At 67.4% G+C, this 17,882-nt stretch carries 12 protein-coding genes; 9 read left to right on the forward strand and 3 right to left on the reverse strand.

The annotated features are described in order from the left end of the window. Window positions 1–2 precede the first annotated feature (2 nt). The 4 genes from BIU82_RS17870 to BIU82_RS17885 all read left to right on the forward strand — a co-directional run bounded on the left by BIU82_RS17870 (window position 3) and on the right by BIU82_RS17885 (window position 4,953). Complete coding sequence (locus BIU82_RS17870; protein WP_070350814.1) at window positions 3–914, forward strand: carbohydrate ABC transporter permease; 912 nt, start codon at window positions 3–5, stop codon at window positions 912–914. Between the two features lie 43 nt (window positions 915–957). Further along, complete coding sequence (locus tag BIU82_RS17875) at window positions 958–2,616, forward strand: sugar ABC transporter substrate-binding protein (protein ID WP_070350815.1); 1,659 nt, start codon at window positions 958–960, stop codon at window positions 2,614–2,616. A gap of 51 nt (window positions 2,617–2,667) precedes the next feature. Then, complete coding sequence (locus tag BIU82_RS17880) at window positions 2,668–3,690, forward strand: LacI family DNA-binding transcriptional regulator (protein WP_070350816.1); 1,023 nt, start codon at window positions 2,668–2,670, stop codon at window positions 3,688–3,690. 72 nt (window positions 3,691–3,762) lie between these two features. After that, the gene (locus BIU82_RS17885) at window positions 3,763–4,953 is read left to right on the forward strand and encodes a Gfo/Idh/MocA family oxidoreductase (protein WP_070350817.1); all 1,191 of its coding nucleotides are present in this window, start codon (window positions 3,763–3,765) and stop codon (window positions 4,951–4,953) included. Window positions 4,954–4,960: 7 nt separating this feature from the next. Here BIU82_RS17885 and BIU82_RS17890 read toward each other — a convergent pair whose 3' ends face one another. Continuing rightward, on the reverse strand, window positions 4,961–5,893 hold the full coding sequence (locus BIU82_RS17890; protein WP_070350818.1) for a LysR family transcriptional regulator: 933 nt from the start codon (window positions 5,891–5,893) through the stop codon (window positions 4,961–4,963). A gap of 135 nt (window positions 5,894–6,028) precedes the next feature. Further along, window positions 6,029–7,366, reverse strand: a complete 1,338-nt coding sequence (locus tag BIU82_RS17895; protein WP_070350819.1) for an amidohydrolase family protein — start codon at window positions 7,364–7,366, stop codon at window positions 6,029–6,031. A gap of 211 nt (window positions 7,367–7,577) precedes the next feature. On the opposite strand from BIU82_RS17895, the gene tdh reads away from it, so the two are divergent. From tdh to hutI, 5 genes are all read left to right on the forward strand, one after another. Beyond that, window positions 7,578–8,624, forward strand: a complete 1,047-nt coding sequence (gene tdh / locus BIU82_RS17900) for an L-threonine 3-dehydrogenase (protein ID WP_070350942.1) — start codon at window positions 7,578–7,580, stop codon at window positions 8,622–8,624. 9 nt (window positions 8,625–8,633) lie between these two features. Next, on the forward strand, window positions 8,634–9,854 hold the full coding sequence (locus BIU82_RS17905) for a glycine C-acetyltransferase (RefSeq protein WP_070350820.1): 1,221 nt from the start codon (window positions 8,634–8,636) through the stop codon (window positions 9,852–9,854). Between the two features lie 7 nt (window positions 9,855–9,861). Next, window positions 9,862–11,223 (forward strand): 6-phospho-beta-glucosidase, encoded by a 1,362-nt coding sequence (locus BIU82_RS17910; protein ID WP_070350821.1) that lies wholly within the window; start codon window positions 9,862–9,864, stop codon window positions 11,221–11,223. A 70-nt stretch (window positions 11,224–11,293) separates the two neighbouring features. Continuing rightward, window positions 11,294–12,388 (forward strand): FAD-binding oxidoreductase, encoded by a 1,095-nt coding sequence (locus BIU82_RS17915; RefSeq protein WP_070350822.1) that lies wholly within the window; start codon window positions 11,294–11,296, stop codon window positions 12,386–12,388. An 11-nt stretch (window positions 12,389–12,399) separates the two neighbouring features. Next, window positions 12,400–13,638: an imidazolonepropionase gene (gene hutI / locus BIU82_RS17920; RefSeq protein WP_070350823.1), complete on the forward strand. Its 1,239-nt coding sequence runs from the start codon at window positions 12,400–12,402 to the stop codon at window positions 13,636–13,638. Window positions 13,639–13,717: 79 nt separating this feature from the next. Here the strand turns inward: hutI and BIU82_RS17925 are convergent, their stop codons facing one another. After that, window positions 13,718–17,605 (reverse strand): endo-alpha-N-acetylgalactosaminidase family protein, encoded by a 3,888-nt coding sequence (locus tag BIU82_RS17925; protein ID WP_070350824.1) that lies wholly within the window; start codon window positions 17,603–17,605, stop codon window positions 13,718–13,720. Window positions 17,606–17,882 lie beyond the last annotated feature (277 nt).

Consider the following 17,882-nt stretch of genomic DNA (forward strand, 5'->3'; position numbering starts at 1 on the left):
GCATGGCAACCACACTTTCCCCCAAGCGCGCATTCTCCCCGAAGCGTCCCGTCTGGAAGGAACGGCCCTCGCCGCTCTACCAGACCATCAAGACCCTCGTGCTGCTCCTGTTCAGTGCGTCGATCATCGTGCCGATCCTGCTGGTCGTCTCCACCTCCCTGGCGGACAAGGAACAGCTGGCCCAGGCCGGCGGCTTCGTCCTGTGGCCCGAACGGCCCACCCTGGAAGCCTACGAAACCATCTTCAAGGGCCCCATGGTGCTGAACTCGCTGGGGGTCAGCGCCTTCGTGACGATCGTCGGGACCATCCTGGCCTTGTTCGTCACCATCACCATGGCCTACGCCACCAGCAGGCCCGTGCTGTTCGGCCGTCCGGTGGTCCTCGCGGTGCTCTTCACGCTGCTCTTCGCCCCGGGCCTCATCCCGTCCTTCCTGATGATCAAGGAACTGGGCCTCCTGGACAGCCTGTGGTCGCTGATCCTGCCGGGCATCTTCGGCGCCTTCAACTTCGTAGTGATGCGCTCCTTCTTCATGAACATCCCGCAGGAACTCATCGAAAGCGCCCGCATCGACGGCGCCTCCGACTGGACCATCCTGTGGCGCATCGTCATGCCGCTCTCCAAGGCGGTGATCGCCGTCGTCGGGCTGTTCTATGCGGTGGGGTTCTGGAACTCCTTCTTCAACGCCCTGCTCTACATCAACGACCACAGCAAATGGCCCATCCAGCTGCTGCTGCGCAACTTCGTGGTCCAGGGATCCGGCGCCGCCGACGGCCTGGGCATCTCCTCGGTGCCGCCCAGCCAGTCCATCCAGATGGCGGTCGTGGTGGTGGCACTGGTCCCGATCCTGCTGGTCTATCCCTTCCTCCAGAAGCACTTCACCAAGGGCGTCCTCACCGGCGCGGTGAAGGGCTGAGTTTCTTCCGAATTGTCCATACCCAATCGAAAGGCATGAACAGATGAGTGCACCACGCAACACCGGCTTCAGCCGGCGCGGCTTCCTCGGCCTGGCCGGACTTGCGGTCACGACGGCGGGCCTTGCCGCCTGCGGTGGCGGCGGCACCTCCGGCGGAAGCGGCGGAGCTGCCGCCTCCGCCGGGGTCAAGCTCCCCACCTACAAGGAATTCACCGGGGTCACCGCCGACCTCGCCGGCAATTCCAAGGGCCTGCAGGCTGCGTTCTTCAAGCTTCCCGAAGGCGTTACCTCCGTCAAGGACGCCCCGCTCAAGGGCAAGGTCACCGGCCTCACCGAGACCTTCGAAACCATGAGCCCCGGCATGAAGGACAACCCCTTCTGGCAGCGCCTGAACGCCAAGCTCGGAGGGGAGCTGGAACTGCAGATCGCCGAGGACATCGGCGACGGCTACCCGGCCAAGTTCGCCACCGTCCTGGCCAGCGACGACCTGCCGGACATGATGTGGGTGCCGCCGAACCAGGGCATCCCGAACGTCGGGCCCATGCTCGAGGCCAAGTTCCAGGACCTCACCAAGTACCTCTCCGGTGACGCCGTGCTCGAGTACCCCAATCTGGCCGCACTCAAGCCGGATTCCTGGAAGACCGCCGTCGTGAACGGCAAGATCTGGGGCGCGCCCATCCCGAGCACCCCCTTCGGGCAGATCATGTCCGGCCGCCGCGATGTCTGGGAGAAGGTAGGCGGTCTGACCGCCACCTCGGCCGAGGAGTTCCTGGAGAAGGCCAAGGAGCTCACCCGCCCGGCCGAACGCAAGTACGCTCTGGAACCGGCCTACATCAACATCCTGCACATGGTCACCGAGTGGTTCGGCGCACCCAACTCCTGGGCGGTCAACAAGGACCGCACCCTGACGCACCTGTTCGAAACCGAGGAATACGCCGCCGGCGTCGAATTCACGGCCAAGATGTTCGCCGCCGGGGTCTTCTACCCGGACACCAATGTCCCGGACATGCGCAACCGGGTGGCCAACGGCAGCGTGGCCGGCCAGGTGCTGGTGGGCCCGCACGACATCAAGGCTTACCGGGCGTTCAACAAGGACCAGGCGTTCGACATCCTGGTGCCGTTCAGCGCGGACGGCAAGGTCAAGCCCACCTATGACATGGGCTACGGAACCGTGGGCTTCACCCCGTTCAAGAAAGCGGATGAAGGAAAGATCCGCGAGCTCCTGGCGCTCATCAACTACCTGTCCGCGCCGTTCGGCACGGTGGAGTACATGCAGAAGAACTTCGGCGAGGTGGGCAAGGACTACACCCTGGACGCCAAGGGCAATCCGCAGCTCACGGAGTCCGGCTCCACCAACCTGCCGGGCCTGGTCTCCGCCCTGAACATCATGTCCAGCCCGGAGAACGTCATCTTCAACCCGGGCTTCGACGACGACACCAAGTACATCAACGAACAGCAGAAGAAGCTCCTGGAGATGGCCTGGCGCAACCCCACGAACGGCACGTACTCGGACACCAACTCCAAGGTGGGCGCCAAGATCACCAAGCAGCTGCGGGACAAGGTGGTGGACATCATCACCGGGCGGGCGAAAATCTCCGAACTGGAGGCCGCGGTCAAGCGCTGGAAGTCCGAAGGCGGCGACAAGATCCGCGACGAGTACCAGGCGGCTCTGCCGGCTGACGTCCCGGTCTTCCGCGCCTAGCCGGCCGCAGCAGGGCAGACTGGGGCTGCAGCGAAAGTGAAGGGGGAGAGCATGGCCAGGACAGCAGGCAGCGGAACACGCCCGACCATCCGCATGGTCGCCGCGGAGGCGGGTGTTTCCACGGCCACGGTGTCCTATGTGATGTCGGGCCGCCGGGGCGAAGGCGGGCCGGGCGTTTCGGATATCACCGTGGAGCGCGTGCGCGCCGCGGCCGAACGCCTGGGCTACCGCCCCAACCAGGCGGCCCGGGCCATCCGGACCGGGCGCACCAACACCGTGATCCTGTCCCTGACCATGCTCTCGGACCCCTGGTCCCTGTCCGTGATCGAGGCCGTGCAGCGGGTTGCCGCCCCCTTGGGGATCACGCCGATGATCCTTGGCGATGCCGATTGGGTGAAGGTGCTGCAGAGCCACGACGCCGATGCCGTGTTCGTGGACGCCGTCAGGCCGGAGCAACGCGGGGCCTTGGAAGGATTGGCCGCCCGGGGCACCACCCTGGTGGTGTTCGACGAAGAGCTCGGGGCCGAGGGCTTCGACGTGATCCGTTCCGTGGCGGGCCCCGGCTGCGCCCTAGCGATGCAACACCTGCTGGCGGGCCACCGCAAAGTGGGCTGCCTGGTTCCCGCCCGCGGCGGGACCCCGCCTGCCGGGCGCCGCTACGAGGCCTACACCTCGGCGCTCGCCGGCGCCGGCATCGCGCTGAACGAGGACTTCGTAGGCACGTTCGACGGCACCACCACCGGCGCCTATGCGGCCACGATGCGCCTGCTGTCCGGCGAAGACCGGCCCACCGCCCTGTACGCCACCTCCGACTATGCCGCCATGAGCGCCGTCAATGCCGCGCAGCGGCTGGGGCTGACCGTGGGCCGGGACGTGGACATCATCGGCGTCGGCAACGCGATCGAGGGAGAACGGATGACACCGTCGCTGAGCACGGTGGGCCCGGTGGACTTCTTCGAGCGGGTGGCCCGGCTGCTGCTGAAACGGGCGGTCGACGGCGGCACCCGGGAACCGGAGGTCCTGGACTTCCCGTGGCAGCTCTTCGTCCGCGAATCGGCGCCGCACCGCGCTTGAGGCGCCGCACCGCAGCGAAGGTCCCGCGCCGCGCTGACAACGACAGACTTTATTGAGAACAGAGAGAAGGACATGGGAAGCGAAGACATGAAGATCGGCGTGGTGGGCTTCGGCCTGCGCGCGGGGCTGTGGCGCCACGCGCACAAGCCGGGGCAGGGTTCGGAGGTGACAATCGTCTGCGACACCAGCGAACGCGGCCGGGCCGACGCCGCCGGGCGGATCCCCACCGCAAAGGTGACAGGTGACCTCCAGGAGCTGATCGACAGCGGCATCGACGCTGTCCTGGTGCTCACCCCGGACAGCCAGCACGCCGCCGTCGCGGTCCGCACGCTCAAGGCGGGCATTCCCACCTTCTGCGAAAAGCCGCTGGACATCACCATCGAGGCCGCCGATTCCATCCTGCAGGCCGCCTACGACAGCGGCACCCGGCTCTACGTGGGCCACAACATGCGCCACATGCCCGTGGTGGTGCAGATGCGCCAGCTGATCGAGCAAGGCACCATCGGCGAGGTCAAGGCCGTGTGGTGCCGGCACTTCGTGGGCCACGGCGGGGACTACTACTTCAAGGACTGGCATTCCGAGCAGAAGAACGTCACGTCCCTGCTGCTGCAAAAAGGCGCGCACGACATCGACGTCATCCACTGGCTGGCGAACGGCTACACCAGGCGGGTGTCCGCCGTCGGGGACCTCGCCGTGTACGGCGCGGTGACGGACCGCAGCGACAACAGCGCCAAGCGCATGGGCGAGTGGTTCTCCCTGGACAACTGGCCGCCGGCCGAACAGCACGGGCTGGCCGAGCACATCGATGTCGAGGACATCTCCATGATGAACATGGTGCTGGACAATGGCGTGCTCGCGTCCTACCAGCAGTGCCACTTCACGCCGGACTACTGGCGGAACTACACCGTGATTGGTACCAAGGGCCGGATCGAGAACTTCGGCGACGGCCCGGGGGAGCGGATCGGCGTCTGGACCACGCGCACCCTGGGTTACGCAGAACCGGAGGAGGTCATCACCATCCAGGACGGCGAGGGAGGTCACGGCGGCGCCGACCCGCGCCTGATCGCCGAGTTCCTGCGCTTCGCGGCCGACGGCGGACCCACCCAGACCTCGCCGGTCGCCGCCCGCCAGGCCGTCGCAGCCGGGGTGCTCGCCGCGGAATCGCTGCGGTCCGATGGCGGTGCCCGCGAGGTACCGGAGCTGCCTGCCGCACTGCTGGAGTACTTCGAGGACGGGCAGCCGGCGCGCGTGCCGAGCAGCTGAGCCGTTGTCAGGCGGGGGTGGACACCAGCTTGTCCACGACCTCCCGCAGCAACCCGGCGACGTGCTGGACCGCCTGGCGCCGTGCGTTCTCGGGACGGATCAGCATGTCGATGCGGCGCCGGGTGGCAATGCCCTCAAGCGGCCTGAGCACCACGCCCTGCGAGAGTGCCGCCGCGGCGGCGGTGTGCCGGGGAAGCAGCCCGAGCACGCCGCTGCCGGCCACCACGGCGGCGACTGTGGCGTAATCGTTGACCCGGTGCGCGATGTGCGGCGCCCGGCTCGCCACCGCGGCGACGGCGGCCAGCACATCCGCGGGAGAGTAGCCCGGGCGGCTGGAGACCCAGCTTTCACCGGCGACGTCGGACGGCGTGAGTGAGTCCTTGACTGCCAGCGGGTGCGTGGCCGGGAGTGCGACGTCGAAAGGTTCTTCCGCGAGCGGCAGCACCAGGATCCGGTCCGCCGGCCAGTCCTCGCTGTGCGCCATGCGGTGGGCGAGCACGATGTCGTAGCGGGCGGTGAGCGCGGGAAAGCCCTGCTGCGGAACGTCCTCGTCGGCCAAGCGGAGACGGGGCACACCGCCGTCGTCCGTTGTTTCGGAAGCGAGCCGCGCGGCAAGGCGGCCGAAAATCGCCTGCCCGGCGCTGTGGAAAGCACTGACGGACACGGTGCCGGCCGGATCGTCGTGGTAGCCGCCGATCGCCGCGTGCGCGTCGGCCATGGCGCGGATGACGGCGCCGCCGGCGTCCGCGAGCACTTGGCCCGCGTCGGTGAGGACCAGGTTGCGGCCTTCCTTGCGGGTGAGGGGCACCCCGGCGCTGCGCTGGAGGAGCGTGAGCTGCTGCGAGACGGCGGAGGGCGTGACCATCATGGCTTCGGCAACGGCTTTGACGCTGCCCAGTTCGCCGAGTTCACGCAGCACTTGGAGCTGGCGGACATCCATAAGCCAATCCTAAAGCGTGCGCCCACTCGGTGAAGGGTTCGCTCAACCGTCAACGTGCGCGAGCGTACAGCTGCGGCCCCGAAATCAGCGATTCCGGGGCCGCAAGTGTACGTTCGCGCTTAAGGAAGGGGGCGCTTAGAGCTCGTTGCGCACCACGACGCCCTGCGCGACGACGGCACGCACCTTTTCGAGGGCGCTTCCGTCGCTCAGCGGGTCGGCATCCACCACGACGGCGTCCGCGAAGCCGCCCGCCACGAGGCGGCCGGCGCGGCCTTCCCAGCCCAGCAGGCGGGCGGAATAGGTGGTGGCCGCGCGCATGGCTTCCAGCGGGGAAAGTCCGGCTTCGTTCAGGAGGCGGACTTCGACGCCCAGCGGGGTGACGTCGTTTCCGAAGGAGTCCGTGCCGGCAACGATCGTCACGCCCGCCTCGTGGGCGGCCTTGACGGCAGCCTTGTGGATGGGCGTGTACTCCTTGCCGCGGGCGGCGAGGACCGGGTTGCTGGAGCGGGCCATGCTGGAGATCGCGTCCATGGTGGGGGTGAAGTGGGTGCCGCGGCGGACCATCTCGGCGATGGTCTGCTCCGAGACGAACACACCGTGCTCGATGCTGGCGACGCCGGCGCGGACGGCGCCGTCAATGCCTTCGGCACTGTACGCATGGCAGAGAACGCCGGCGCCGCGGGCGGCCTTGACCACGGCGGAGAGCTGCTCGACGTCGTAGACCAGTTCGCGGGGATCCTGCTCCGGGAGCCCGGCGCGCGGATTGGCGCGGGTCTTGATGACTTCGGCGCCGCGGGCGAGGTTGACGCGGGTCAGGTAGGCCAGGTCCTGCGGATCGGTGATGCCGTTCTTGAGGGCGGCCAGGGGAGCGAGGTCCGGGTCGGCCAGGATCGAATCGCCCTGCTCGGGCGAGATGAACAGACCGGCCGGGCGGACGCGCGGGGAAGCACCCGGCACCCAGCCGGGCAGGGCGGCGAGGGCGACGTCCTGGTAGAAGCTGCTGGAACCGCTGCGGAAGGCGGTGACGCCGCCCTGCAGCAGGATCCGGGCGTCGGAAAGGGCGTTGGCGTGGACATGCGCATCCACCAGGCCCGGGGTGACCCAGCGGCCGGAGGCGTTCAGCACGGTGGCACGGCCGGCGACGTCGGCCACGGCCTTCCGGGTGGCGTCGCGGGTACCGACGGCGGTGACCTTGCCGCCGTCGAGCACCAGGACGCCGTCTTCGATCGCGTCTCCGGTAAGCGGGTCCACGATGGTGCCACCCTCGATGATGACGGCGCCGGGGGTGGCGGGGCGGCCGTGGTAGTTCGGTCCGGCGGGTGGTTCGGCGGCCTGGGCCGCGGGTGCCGAGCCGAGTTGGGCGGCGATGCCGGCCGCGGAAATACCGGCCAGTGCGGCCGCGCTGGCGAGGACTCCGCGGCGCGAGGGGGCAGCGGACGGGACAGCTGCACTGCTGTGGTCATGCAAGCACATGGTTACTCCTTGGGGAAGGCGCCGCCCTTGGGACAACAGGCGACGCCGGTGTACCCACCACCATATTTGGTATACCAAAGCGGATTCAAGCCTTTCCGGCGGGATGACGCGACGTTGTGGTCCCCCAGGGCTAATGGTGTAGCAATTCCTAAACTATTGAGTGAGATACTTGAGCTTGTTCTAAGTCATTGCAGGGCTTGTAATGGGAACCATGAAGGCTCTCTACAAGTCCGGCCCGCACGCCGGCTTCGAACTCGTCGACCGGCCCGAGCCCGAGGCCGGCCCGGGCGACGTCAAGATCCGCGTGATGACCACCGGCATCTGCGGCACCGACCTGCACATCCAGTCCTGGGACGCCTGGGCGCAAAGCATCATCGAAACCCCGCTCATCGCCGGCCACGAGTTCTACGGCGAGGTCGTGGCCGTCGGCGAAGACGTCCGCGACGTCAAGGTCGGGGACAGGGTGTCGGGCGAAGGCCACGTGGTCTGCGGCATTTGCCGCAACTGCCGCGCGGGCCGCCGCCAGATGTGCATCCACACCGTATCCGTCGGCGTCCAGCGCGACGGCGCGTTTGCCGAATACGTCGTCATCCCGGAAACCAACGTCTGGGTGCACCACGATCCTTCCGTCACTCCGGAACTCGGCGCCATATTCGACCCCTTCGGCAACGCCGTGCACACCGCCCTCAGCTTCCCGCTCGTGGGCGAAGACGTGCTCATCACCGGCGCCGGACCGATCGGCCTCATGGCGATCGCCGTCGCCCGCCATGCCGGCGCCCGCAAGATCGCCATCACCGACGTTTCCGCATCCCGGCTGGAACTGGCACGGACCATGGGAGTGGACCTCGCCGTCGACGTTTCCAAGATGCGCATCAGCGAGGCCCAGAAGGAACTGGGCATGCGCGAAGGCTTCGATATCGGCCTGGAAATGTCGGGACATCCCACGGCCCTGCCTGAGATGATCGACAACATGAACCACGGCGGACGCATTGCCATGCTCGGCCTGCCCAGCCAGTCGATCGACATCGACTGGGGCAAGGTGGTCACCCACATGCTTACCCTCAAGGGCATCTACGGACGCGAGATGTTCGAAACCTGGTATGCCATGAGCGCCATGCTGTCCTCCAACCCCGCACTGCACCGCAACATCTCCGCCGTCGTCACGGACAAGCTGTCCGCCACGGACTGGGAGAAGGGCTTCGAGATCGCCCGCGGCGGAACCGGCGGCAAGGTCGTCCTCGACTGGACCGAAATCTAAGGAGATCCCTTGTACACCTCGATCAAAGACCAGCTGCAGGGCGAACTGGACGAGATCCGCAGCGCCGGACTCTTCAAGAGCGAACGCCACATCGATTCCCCGCAGGCCAGCCACATCGCCGCCGGCCCCCTCGGTGAGCCGTCCCGGCAGGTGCTGAACTTCTGCGCCAACAACTACCTCGGCCTGGCAGACCACCCGGACATCATCGCCGCCGCCAAGTCCGCCATGGACGAGCGCGGCTTCGGCATGGCCTCCGTGCGCTTCATCTGCGGCACCCAGGACCTCCACCTGGAACTGGAGAAGAAGGTCTCGGAATTCCTTGGCACCGAGGACACCATCCTGTTCTCCAGCTGCTTCGACGCCAATGGCGGCGTGTTCGAATCGCTCTTCGGCCCCGAAGACGTCATCATCTCGGACTCGCTCAACCACGCCTCGATCATCGACGGCATCCGCCTGAGCAAGGCCAAGCGCTTCCGCTACGCCAACCAGGACATGGCGGACCTCGAAGCCAAGCTCCTTGAGGCCGCAGGCTCCCGGCGCAAGATCATCGTCACGGACGGTGTGTTCTCGATGGACGGCTACCTCGCCCCGCTCGCGGCCATCTGCGATCTCGCCGAAAAGCACGACGCCTTGGTGATGGTGGACGACTCCCACGCCGTCGGCTTCATGGGTGCCACGGGCGCGGGCACTCCCGAACACGCCGGCGTCAGTGACCGCGTGGACATCTACACCGGTACCTTCGGCAAGGCCCTGGGCGGCGCGTCAGGCGGTTACGTCTCCGGCCGCGCCGAAATCGTGGCGATGCTCCGCCAGAAGGCCCGCCCGTACCTGTTCTCCAACTCGCTGGCCCCGGCCATCGTGGCCGCCACGCTCAAGGCCCTTGAGCTGGTCCAGGGCTCCGGTGAACTCCGCACCAAGCTCTTCGACAACGCCGCGCTGTTCCGCCGCCGGATGAGCGAGGAAGGCTTCGAATTGCTCGACGGCGAACACGCCATTGTGCCGGTCATGTTCGGGGACGCCGTGGCCGCCGCGAAGGTGGCCGCCGAGATGCTCGAACACGGCGTGTTCGTCACAGCGTTCAGCTACCCGGTGGTCCCGAAGGGCGCTGCCCGCATCCGCGTACAGCTCTCCGCGGCCCACAGTCCCGAGGACGTGGAGGCCTGCGTGCAGGCGTTCGTGAAAAGCCGGGACGCCGTGAACTCGTCCGCGGGCCAGGCTGCCGGACTCTGACACGGCCATGATCCTCACACTGCTGGGCGGTGGCGGGTTCCGGGTTCCGCTGGTCTATTCAGCCCTGCTGAAGGACCGGCGGCCCGGGCGCGTCACCGAACTGCGGTTGTGGGACCACGACGCCGGACGGCTGGCCGTGGTCGCGAGCGTCCTGGAGGAGCAGGCATCCGGCATGCCGGACGCGCCGCGGGTGCGGCTGTTCACCGGGCTGGCCGAGGCACTGCCGGGCAGCGACTTCATCTTCTCGGCGATCCGGGTGGGCGGCATGGCCGGCCGGGCCGCCGACGAGCGGATCGCCCTGGAGCACGGCGTCATCGGCCAGGAAACCGTGGGCGCGGGCGGCATCTCCTACGCGCTGCGGACCATCCCTGTGGCGGTGCGGATCGCCGGAGCCGTGCGCAAGCACGCGCCCGAGGCCTGGTTCATCAACTTCACCAACCCCGCCGGGGTCATCACGGAGGTTCTGAACACCTTGCTCCAGGGCAAGGTGGTAGGCATCTGCGACTCCCCGGCAGGGCTGGCCCGGCGGGCGCTCGGCGCGGCGGGATTCCCGGGCCTGGACATCTACGCAGGCAACGTCGGAATCGACTACATCGGCCTCAACCATCTGGGCTGGCTGCGCGGTCTGACGGTGGACGGCGCGGACGTCCTGCCGGAGCTCCTGGCGGATGCGGCCGCCGTCGAATCCTTCGAGGAAGGCAAACTGTTCGGCGCGGCCTGGCTGCAAGCCCTCGGGGCGGTGCCCAATGAGTACCTGCACTACTACTACTTCCGCCGCGAGAACCTGCTGGCCGAACAGGAAGCCGCCGCCAGCCGCGGGGCCTATCTCGAACGGCAGCAGGCGGCGTTCTACGCCGCGGGCACCTCTGAAAGGGAATCGGCGCTACAGCGCTGGGAACGGGTCCGGATGGACCGCGAGCAGACGTACATGGCGGAAAACCGCGACGCCGTCGGGACCTTTGAGCGCGACGCCGAGGACCTGCAGGGCGGCGGCTATGAAGGGGTCGCCCTGTCAATCATGCGTGCCCTCAGCGGCGCTGAAGGCAGCGAAGCGCGGCTGATCCTGAACATGCCCAACGCGGGCACCCTGCCCGGCCTGGACCACGACGCCGTCATCGAAGCCCCTTGCCTGCTGGGCCCGGACGGAATCCGGTTGCTTCCCGCGGCGCCGCTTCCGGACTACGCCGCGGGCCTCGTCACCACCGTGAAGGCCGTGGAGCGGGCCACCATCGAAGCCGCGCTGGGCGGTTCCCGCAACGCCGCTTACCGTGCCTTCGCCATGCACCCGCTGGTGGATTCCGTCCGGGTGGCCCACGCTTTGTTGGACGGCTACATGGCGCACTTCCCGGAACTGGCCTACCTGCGCTGAACTACCGGCGCTGGCATCTACCTGCGCTGGCATCTACCTGCGTCAGGCGCCGGGCTGGCAAGATGGCCTGATGGCTTCGAATTACGATGTGGTGATTGTCGGCGGCGGTGTCGCCGGGCTGTCCCTGGCGTCCGCGCTCGCGGGCAAATGCTCCGTGGCGCTCGTGGAAGCGGAACAGACCCTCGCCTACCACACCTCTTCCCGTTCGGCGCGCCAGCTGATCCCCAGCTATGGGCCCGCCGTCGTGCAGGAACTCACCGTCCGCACGCTGGAACTGATCGCAGAGCGCGACGCCGGACGGGACGTTCCGGTCCTGACGCCCCGGCCCTTCATGATGGTGGGGGACGAAACAGAGCTGAAGGCCGAGGCCAGCGGGCACATGCGCCCCATCACGCACGCCGAGGCGCTGGAGCTCTGCCCCGTCCTCCGGCCTGAGGGCTTCACCCACGCCGGCCTGGACACCGGCTCCTTCGCCTGCAACGCCCCGGTCCTGCTGGAAGACCACCGCAGCCGCGCGGAAGCCGCCGGGGCCGACATCATTACCGGCGCCCGGGTCCACTCCGCCCAGCGCATCGGCTCCGCCTGGCAACTCGGCGCGGGAACCGAAGGGCTCGCCGCCGCCGTCGTGGTCAATGCCGCCGGTGCGTGGGCCGACGAACTGGCCGTCCTCAGCGGCGTGGAGAAAATCGGGCTGCAGCCCTACCGGCGCACCGCCGCCGTCGTGAACGTGGACCATCCGCTGCCGCCCGGCACGCCGATGGTCGCTGAAGCGGCGCACCGTTGGTACTTCCGTGCCGAGGGCGGCCAGGTGCTCGTTTCGCCCGCCGAAACAGTGCCGAGCGGGCCCGAGGACGCCAAGCCCCGGCCAGGTGACATCGAAGCGGTCGTGGAGCAGCTGAATTCGCTGACCACCCTTGGCATCCGATCGGTGGACCGGGCCTGGACGGGGCTCCGCACCGAGGCGGCCGACGGCGTGCCGGTGGTGGGCTTCGACGCCGAGGCCCCCGGCTTCTTCTGGCTCGCCGGCCAAGGCGGCTACGGCTTCCAGACCTCGTCCGCGATCGCCGAGTTGGCGGCCGCGGCAATCCTGGATTCCTCCGGCAGTAGTCCGGTATCCCGGACACCGTCGGAGTTGGCGGCCACCCGCTGGTCCGTCCGCCGATGAACAATTGATCCATGACTACGGGGCTCACCAGCGGACACGCAAGCACACTGATCCATAACATCGGCGAACTCATGACCCAGGACCGCGAACACCGCGTCCTGCGTGATGCCGCCGTCGTGATCGAGGGTGAGCGGATTTCGTGGATCGGTCCGGCATCGGAGGCACCCGCCGCGGATGCCGCCGTCGACGCCGAAGGCCGCGCCGTGCTGCCCGGCTGGGTGGATTCGCACTCGCACCTGGTCTTCGCCGGAGACCGTACCGCCGAATTCGAAGCCCGCATGGCGGGGGAGAGCTACAGCGCCGGCGGGATCGCCGTGACCATGGGAGCCACCCGTGCCGCCGGCGAAGAAGAACTCACCCGGCTCGTCCGGGAACGCGTTGCCGAAGCCGTGTCCCAGGGCACCACGTACCTGGAGAGCAAGACCGGTTACGGTCTGGACGTGGAGCACGAGGCGAGCAGCGCCCGGATCGCCGCCGCCACGGTGGACGAGGTCACCTACCTCGGCGCCCACCTGGTCCCGGCCGGCGTGGACCCGGAGGAGTACACGGAACTGGTGTGCGGGCCCATGCTCGACGCTGTCCTGCCGCACGTGCGCTGGGCGGACGTGTTCTGTGAACGCGGCGCCTTCAACGAAGACCAGTCCCGCCGCGTCCTCACCGCCGCACGCAACGCCGGCCTGGGCCTGCGCGTGCACGGCAACCAGCTGGGCGAAGGCCCCGGCGTGCAACTCGCCGTCGAGTTCGGCGCGGCCAGCGTGGACCACGTGAACTACCTGTCCGACGCCGACATCCAGGCGCTCGCCGGAACTTGGGCGGGCTGGGACGCCGCAGCCGGGACGGGTACCCGCGGTACGGTGGCCACGTGCCTGCCGGCCTGCGACCTTTCCACCCGCCAGCCGCTGGCCCCGGGCCGCGAGCTGATCGACGCCGGAGTGCAGATCGCGCTCGCCGCCAACTGCAACCCCGGCACTTCCTACACCAGCTCCATGGCCTTCTGCGTCACCACCGCGGTGCTGCAGATGCGCCTGAGCGTGCACGAGGCCGTCCGCGCCGCGACCTACGGCGGTGCCCTGGCCTTGGGCCGCGAGACCGGCAAGGACGTCGACGGCGAGCGCGCGGTGGGCTCGATCGCCGTCGGGCACCGTGCGGACCTGCACATGCTCAAGGCACCGTCCGCCACGCACCTGGCTTACCGTCCCGGCATCCCGATGACCCACGCGGTCTGGCGCGCCGGCGTCCGCGCAGTCTAAGCCGTCACCGTAAACGCGGGGTCAGTTGCGGCCCATTCCGATGCCTCGGATGGGCCGCAACTGACCCCGCGTTGCTGTTTTAAGGTGTGCAGCTGAACTTGGCGTCTGCCCAGTCGGCGTGGTCGTTGCCGTTGCCGTCGCCGGCGTCGTTGGCCACGAGGTCCACATACCGGGCGCCGCTGACGTCAACCGTGAGCGGCCGGGGAGCACTCGTGGCACCGAGGACCGGGGTGGTGACCTTGGTGGTGCCGTCCGCCACCACCGAGAACTTCACGCTGCCGCGGCTGGCCTGGGCGTCATCGATTCCCACCACAGCGGTGAACGTGCTGCAGTAGCCGCCAAGGTAGTAGCGGATGGTGCTGTTGGCGTGGGCGCCGAGGCCCTTGGCGAAAACGGTGCCGTTCAGTGTCAGCGGCTTGCCGTCGCCGCTGCCCTGTTCACCGTTGGACATGTCCTTCTCCACCGGACCCCAGCCGTTCGTGGCGCTCACCCAGGGGTGGTCGCTGGCGAACACGGTTGCCTGCGGAGGCTTGGGCAGGGTGCGCACCGTGGTGGTGGTGCTGATGGTCCGTTCCCCGGCCGGATCCGTGGTGGTGCTATAGCGGGCTGTGGCCTTCACCGGGTAGGCGCCGTCGGCGGAGGCGGGAGCCGTCAGTTTCCAGGTGGTGGCCAGCCGCCCGCCTGCCGGAAGCGTGCCCGCGGTGGCGGGGCTTGCCGGCGTCGCGGTCCAGCCCTCGGGGAGGGTCAATTCCAGGGTGAGGTCCTTGATGTCTGCCGGTTCATCGGAGACGAAGGTGGTCACGAAGTCCTGGGCCTTGCCCTGTTCGATCACATCGCCCTGGAGCGCGGCACTCAGCTGGGCACATGCGGGAACGGCATCGGACGCGCCCAGGTCCTCCACGAGGAAGTTGTCCAGGGTGAAGTCGGAGCCGCCGGAACTGCCGCTGCGCTGCAGCCCTACGAAGTAGTCCCCGCAGAAGCCGGCGTCAAGGATCTGCTCGAAGCGCGCCGTCGTGGTCTGCTTGGCGATCGGCTGGATCCCCGTGACGGCCGGACCGGCCGGGGAGTCGTAGCCGGACATCCAGGAGTACTGCCCGTCCTTGGAGTTCTGGTAGTCGAAGGAGATCCGATACTTACGGCCCGCCTGGAACGGCACCGTGGCTTCCGTGGTGCGGTAGACCATGCCGGGACCGCCGTTCGGGGCACGGTTTTCGTCGTGGGCGATCAAGGACCAGGTGCCGTCCAGCACTTCGTCGATCACGTTGGTGTGCCATCCCTTCTGGGTGAAGGGTTCGTGGCGTTCAGTGATGTGCGTGCGCGGGTCCGTGGAGCCACCGGCATTGCCCTTGACGAAGGGACCCCAGCCTTGGTCCACGTTCTCGAAGTCCTCGGCCACGACTCCGTTGGTGGCAACACGGGATGTCTTGACCGCACGGAAGTCATCCAGCCGGACCTTGGCTGTCCCTTCGCCGGCTGTGACGCGTACCGTCGGCCGGATGCCGTTCTGCGGGATATCCACCAGGACCCGGACGCGTTGGAACCGGGTGCCGGTCTTTTCGTCGGCCGCCACGTAGTTCTGGGCATTGGAGCTGTCGATCGTGATGGACTGGCTCTTGCCGCCCGGCACCTCCACCGTAAGGGTGGTGGGGCGCTTCTTCCCCGGTTCGATCTCCACGAAGGTGCTCACGGAGTAGGTACCGGACTCGAACGGGAGCAGTTTCTGCGACACGGAGGCCGTCCCGGCGCCCAGCTCAGCGTAGCGGTGGCCCAGTGCATGGCGGACGATCGTGGCATTGCCGGAAGGATTCCACTTGGCCAGATCGCTGGAGTTGAAGCCCGGGTCCATGAAACGGGTGCCCTCGCCGAAGGCGGAGTCGGCGGGAACGCTGACCGCCGCGGGATCCGCCGTCAGGACGTAGGGCTGCCCGGGCTCGGCGGCCAGGGTGACCTTGCCGTTGACCACGGGAACGTCGGCGACCTTGACCCGGCCGTTGTCCGTGAGCTTGAACTGCTGCAGCTTCGTGGCGTTGCCGAAGGCGTCAGTCAGCGCCCAGGTGCTGCTGCCGCCTGCGGGGTTGTAGTGGTAGAGCTTGTCTGTCGCTTCGCCGCTCTTGGACGCCCAGGGAAGCAGGTACTTGTCCCCGCTCAGCACGGACGTCCCTCCCACCGTGATGTTGCGTTCGGCCGCAGTGTTGCCGGTGACCCACACGCCGCCGGCCAGCTCGATGCGGTCATCAGTCCACTTGGTGATCTGGTGGTGCTGCAGGAACTTCGCGGGGAGGTTGGCTTCCCAGATGTTTTTGTAGAAAGCGGTGTAGTTGTTTTGGCCCGTCCAGCCTTCGAATTCCACGATGTGGCTGGTGCCCAGCTTGGGGTCGGGGTTCCAGACGTCCGATTGGCTGTTGTTGATGAAGCGCAGGATCCGGGAGTTGATGCCCTTGTTGCTGCTTCCGCCGTAGTTTTCATCGTTGGCCCAGTGGGACCAGGTGTTGTTGCGGGAGAGCTTGTCTGCCCATTCGGAGCCCACACGGAATCCGTTCTTCACGAGTTCCTGCTGCAGGCGCTCGGCGAGCCATCCGTATTCGTAGTAGACGTCCACGTACACGAAGTCCAGGTTGTCGTCCGTGGCATCGGCGAGTTCCTTGATGCGCTCGGCCAGTTTCCCGGAGGTCAGGTCATGCCGCTGGTTGATGTAGTAGGACTGGTCCAGCCAGTTCCAGCCCAGGGATTTATTGGCCGTCAGCAGGTCCTCGGCGAAGGACTTGGCCTCGGGGTAGATTTCCGTGGCGTTGATGTGGACGCCGAACTTCGCGTTCCATTCCTTGCCGGCGGACACCAGCTTGTTGAGGTCTTCCAGGCCGCCCGCCCGGGTGTTGAAGTTGTTCCCGTAATCGGTATTGGCGGAGTCGTGGCCCTCGGAGGTGTAGCCCTTGAGCATCGCCACCTGGCCCAGGCCGTCCGTGGCCAGCGAGATCCGCTTGACGTCGTCAAGGGTGCGCAAGAACGGGTGGGTGGCCTGCGAGGCGAAGTTGAAGGGGATATGGGTGACCACGTTGTCCGGGGTCTGTTCGCCCTTGTGGGCCTTCACCTGGATGGAGCGCATCGCGATGGCCGCGTCCTGCCAGTCCACCCCGCCGTCGGCGTTGGCATCGGCGGTGATGGCCACCCGGGTCCAGGGGAGTTCCTCGGTGGTGCGTGAGCCTTCGGCCCGGTAGAGCCACTGGCCGCTGGACACGCCCATGCGGACAGCGCCGCCGTCGTTCACGGCCTGCCGCCAGAAGCGGCCCTGATCCTTGCTGCCCGGCCCGGCTGAGGTGTCGTACAGGGCATTGGATTCCATGGCCGCGGCGAGTTCCGCGGTGTTGGCCAAGGCATAGGCCGAACTCTTCGGCGCCGCGTCGAGCGGAGTGGCTGCAGTGACCGGCGTGAACAGATCGCCGCTCTTCGCCCGGTCCACCGAGAGGTTGGCGGTGGAGATCTGCGCTCCCGGCTGGCCAGAAGTCACGGACACCAGCGTCAGCTGGGGCAGTTGCAGGGTCTTGACCTGGAACGCGTCGGCGTCGTTGATGGCGGTGACCTTGAAAGACACTGTGCTGCCCTCCACGGACAGCCGCGCATCGATCGTGATGTTGCCGAAGTCCGGGAGAGTCAGGACGTAGTCCATGGCGTTCCCGGCGGATTTCGACGACGTTGCCGAGACCCGCTGTTCCGTGCCGTTGACGGTGATGGTGGAAAGTCGGGCCGGCGTTCCGTCCAAGCGGGCACCGCTGGCTACATCGGTGTAACGCAGGACCTGGGGGAAGGACGTGGAGACCTCGACGGAGAGGTTTGCTGAGCTGAGGGTTTCGACGCCGGCGGCGGTCACCGCTGCCGCGGGCGCCGTGGCGGAAAAGGCGAGTGACGAGGTGGCCACCACGCAGGCGAGGCTCAGGCCTGCGAGGCGTTTCGAAGAGGGCAAGCGGGGCATTGTGCTCCTTCTTGATTTTTCCTTGTGAACATCGTGCATGTTCTTGCGGACGGCACCACTCTGCTTCAAGTGAACACAAGATGACAAGAGCTGAGCAAAAACAAGCTTTCTAAAACAAAAAGAAACAATCATGGGTACTGCGCATCCTGTGCTCAGGGCCACTCGCCGGGCCGGGTGACACGCGTCACTCGCGATCCTTGTGCGATTGAAGTTGATCGATTAGTGTTTTTATAGATCAAAAAACGTCAAATGCGCGTCGCGAGGCGCAGACAGGAAC

This window comes from Arthrobacter sp. SW1, from assembly GCF_001766675.1.
Taxonomy (GTDB): Bacteria; Actinomycetota; Actinomycetes; order Actinomycetales; family Micrococcaceae; genus Arthrobacter.

Bases quoted from the DNA above. Each gene is read 5' to 3' on its own strand.
- BIU82_RS17870 (WP_070350814.1), top strand. From the start codon at position 3: ATGGCAACCACACTTTCCCCCAAGCGCGCATTCTCCCCGAAGCGTCCC.
- BIU82_RS17875 (WP_070350815.1), top strand. From the start codon at position 958: ATGAGTGCACCACGCAACACCGGCTTCAGCCGGCGCGGCTTCCTCGGC.
- BIU82_RS17880 (WP_070350816.1), top strand. From the start codon at position 2,668: ATGGCCAGGACAGCAGGCAGCGGAACACGCCCGACCATCCGCATGGTC.
- BIU82_RS17885 (WP_070350817.1), top strand. From the start codon at position 3,763: ATGGGAAGCGAAGACATGAAGATCGGCGTGGTGGGCTTCGGCCTGCGC.
- BIU82_RS17890 (WP_070350818.1), bottom strand. From the start codon at position 5,893: ATGGATGTCCGCCAGCTCCAAGTGCTGCGTGAACTCGGCGAACTGGGC.
- BIU82_RS17895 (WP_070350819.1), bottom strand. From the start codon at position 7,366: ATGTGCTTGCATGACCACAGCAGTGCAGCTGTCCCGTCCGCTGCCCCC.
- tdh (WP_070350942.1), top strand. From the start codon at position 7,578: ATGAAGGCTCTCTACAAGTCCGGCCCGCACGCCGGCTTCGAACTCGTC.
- BIU82_RS17910 (WP_070350821.1), top strand. From the start codon at position 9,862: ATGATCCTCACACTGCTGGGCGGTGGCGGGTTCCGGGTTCCGCTGGTC.
- BIU82_RS17915 (WP_070350822.1), top strand. From the start codon at position 11,294: ATGGCTTCGAATTACGATGTGGTGATTGTCGGCGGCGGTGTCGCCGGG.
- hutI (WP_070350823.1), top strand. From the start codon at position 12,400: ATGACTACGGGGCTCACCAGCGGACACGCAAGCACACTGATCCATAAC.
- BIU82_RS17925 (WP_070350824.1), bottom strand. From the start codon at position 17,605: ATGCCCCGCTTGCCCTCTTCGAAACGCCTCGCAGGCCTGAGCCTCGCC.